The sequence below is a fragment of the Massilia sp. genome, from assembly GCF_046293535.1.
Lineage (GTDB): Bacteria > Pseudomonadota > Gammaproteobacteria > Burkholderiales > Burkholderiaceae_D > Telluria.
The window spans coordinates 1-2,979 of the sequence record NZ_JBKBOV010000088.1 but is presented as its reverse complement, the minus strand read 5'-3'; the positions used below and the strand labels follow the sequence as shown (position 1 = coordinate 2,979).

At 66.9% G+C, this 2,979-nt stretch carries 4 protein-coding genes; all 4 read left to right on the top strand.

Annotation, left to right across the window (positions count from 1 at the left end; genetic code table 11):
* Positions 1-585: acyl-CoA dehydrogenase family protein (locus ACK4S9_RS23185; protein ID WP_409730293.1), on the top strand; the 585-nt coding region annotated here is incomplete at its 5' end.
* Positions 586-619: 34 nt separating this feature from the next.
* Positions 620-1,867: an acyl-CoA dehydrogenase family protein gene (locus ACK4S9_RS23180; RefSeq protein WP_046410772.1), complete on the top strand. Its 1,248-nt coding sequence runs from the start codon at positions 620-622 to the stop codon at positions 1,865-1,867.
* A 143-nt stretch (positions 1,868-2,010) separates the two neighbouring features.
* On the top strand, positions 2,011-2,514 hold the full coding sequence (locus ACK4S9_RS23175) for a hypothetical protein (RefSeq protein WP_052742603.1): 504 nt from the start codon (positions 2,011-2,013) through the stop codon (positions 2,512-2,514).
* Positions 2,514-2,979, top strand: a 466-nt coding sequence (locus ACK4S9_RS23170; protein ID WP_409730290.1) for a peptidylprolyl isomerase, incomplete at its 3' end; no start/stop codon positions are given. The genes ACK4S9_RS23175 and ACK4S9_RS23170, both read left to right, overlap by 1 nt.

The window sequence follows — 2,979 nt, the reverse complement described above, 5'->3', positions numbered from 1 at the left end:
GCGCAGAAGGCGGTCGAACGGCGCGCGCTCGACACGATCGATCCCACGCGTGCCCAAGCCGAACTGACCTTCAACAGCGCAGCGGCCGAGCGGCTGGGCGAGCCGGGCGAGGGCTGGTCGCAATATCAGACGCTGCTCGACCGCGCGGCGGTGCTGGTGGCGTTCGAGCAGATTGGCGGCGCGGACCGCGCGCTCGAAATGGGCCGCGACTATGCGCTGGAGCGGATGGCCTTCGGGCGCCAGATCGGCAGCTTCCAGGCCATCAAGCACATGCTGGCCGACATGTACGTCTCCGCAACGCTCGCCCGGTCGAACGCTTATTACGGTGCCTGGGCGCTTTCTACTGGGGCGGCCGAACTGCCGCGCGCGGCAGCGACGGCGCGCGTTTCGGCTACCAACGCCTTCCGCCATTGCGCGAAGAACAACATCCAGGTGCACGGCGGCATGGGCTTTACGTGGCAGATGGATTGCCACCTCTACTACCGGCGCGCGAACCACCTCGCGCTCGCGCTCGGCAGCCAGCCCGACTGGGAAGAGAAGCTCGTCAGCTGCCTGGCTGCCGCCAACCAGCCGATCGCCGCCTGAGCCACGTAACGGACAAGACCGGAGGCCCCGTGCCATGAACTTCGACGACACTCCCGAAGAAGCCGCCTTCCGCGCCGAGGCTCGCGCGTGGATTGATGCCAATGCCCCCAAGCACCTGTACCCGATCCTTTCGGGATCGGGGCACGGCACCGCCGGCGACATCGCCGATTTCGACATGCTGGCCGAGAGCAAGGCGTGGCAGAAGAAGAAATATGACGCCGGCTGGGCGTGCCTTCACTGGCCAAAGGAATATGGCGGGCGCGGCGCGACGCCGATGCAGCGGGTGATCTGGAACCAGGAGGAAGGCGTCTATGCCACCCTCTCCTTCACCTTCATCATCGGTCAGGGCATGTGCGGCCCGACGGTGATGGCGTGGGGGCGTGAGGAGGACAAGCAGGCGCTGCTGCCGCCGCTCGCCGCCGGTGAGGACATCTGGTGCCAGATGTTCTCCGAACCGTCGGCCGGCTCGGACCTCGCGGGCCTTCGCACCCGCGCGGTCAAGGATGGTGACGAATGGGTCATCAACGGGTCCAAGATCTGGACCTCCGGCGCGCATATCTCGCAATATGGCATCCTGCTGACCCGCACCGATCCCAGCGTCGCCAAGCACAAGGGGCTGACGATGTTCTGGGTCGACATGCGCTCGCCCGGCATCGAAGTCCGCCCGATTCTTCAGGCCCACGGCCAGTCGGGCTTCAACGAGGTGTTCTTCACCGACCTGCGCGTCCCCGACAGCCAGCGGCTGGGCGGCGTTGGTCAGGGCTGGACGGTGTCGCTGACCACCTTGATGAACGAGCGTCTGTCGATCGGCTCGGGCATGTCGACCGGCTTCGAGACGCTGCTCGATTATGCCGTCCGCGCGCCGGGTCGCGACGGCGGCCGGCTGGTCGATGATCCGTCGATCCGCTCGCGCCTCGCCGATTGGGCCACCAAGGCCAGCGGCCTGAAATACACCTCGATGCGCGCGCTGACCGCCTTGTCGAAGGGACAGGAGCCAGGCCCGGAGAATTCGATCGGCAAGCTGGTCGCCGGCGCGACGAGCCAGGATATCGCGACCTTCGCGATCGACCTTCAGGGCGAGGCCGGCGTGCTGACCGATCCCGCACAGGCGGCGCATGCGGCACGCTTCCAGGCGACGCTGATGCGCAGCCCGGCCACCCGAATCGAGGGCGGGACGGACGAAATCCTGCGCAACATCATCGCCGAGCGCGTCCTTGGCCTGCCCGGCGACGTGCGCGTCGACAAGGACGTCCCGTTCGAGAAGATCCCGACCCGCGCCTGACCGGGCGCGCGGGTCAGCGACCGTCCCCTGCCCCGGCAGGGGACGGGCCGCGCCCTTGGCATGGCAAATGGTCCGTGTCCTTGCTCCCATCTGTCGCCTTGAACGTTGAAGGGCGATACGAATGAGCAAGAAAGGAACCTTGCGTGATCCGTGCTTCCGTCGCCGGCCTCCTGCTGGCCGCCTCCCCCGCCGTTGCGCAGGAGGCCCCTGACGATCCTTCCTGCGCGAATGTCCGGGTCGCGATCCCGGCAGAGCTTGCCGCCTGGTCGAAGCAGACGCCCGTCGCGGCAGGGATCAAGGCCGGCGGCGGCGCATCGGTGACGCCCGGCCAGGCGCTGCTGGTCGCGCTTCATCCGGCGAATCTCGTCACACTGGCACCCGTGCCGAAGGAAAACGGCGGCCATGCCGGAACGCTGACGCTGACCGTGCAGGAAGCAGGCAATTACCGCGTGGCACTGGGTGGACGCGCATGGGTCGATCTGGTCGACAAGGGGCGTGCGCTCTCCTCCAGCGCGCATGGTCATGGCCCCAAATGCACGGGAATTCGCAAGATGGTGGATTATACGTTGAAGCCCGGTCGCTACACGATCCAATTGTCCGGCAGTCAGGCGGACAACATGCCGCTGCTGGTGGCGAAGGTCGGCTGATGCGGATGATCGCCCTCGCCGCCGCGCTCCTCCTTCCCACCGGCGTCGCCGCGCAGGATGTTCCTGCGGCTGCACCGGCCACCACCAGCGCTACGCCCCCTGCTCCGGCAAAGGCAGCGACCACGATCGTCACGCTCTCGACCGCCGCTGGCCCGATCGTGCTCGAAATCGAAACGGAGAAGGCGCCGGTGACCGCCGCCAACTTCCTCAAATATGTCGATGGAAAGCGGCTGGACGGGACGGTTTTCTACCGCACCGTGAAGGTGCAGGCGGAACCGCGCTACGGCTTCATCCAGTTCGGCACCCAAAACGATCCGAAGCGCACACTGCCGCCGATCGCGCATGAGCCGACCAGCAAGACCGGGCTCAGCCATGTCGATGGCGCCATCTCCATGGCAATGGCCGAACCCGGCACCGCACGCGGCGATTTCTTCATCATCGTCGGCAACACGCCGGCGATGGACG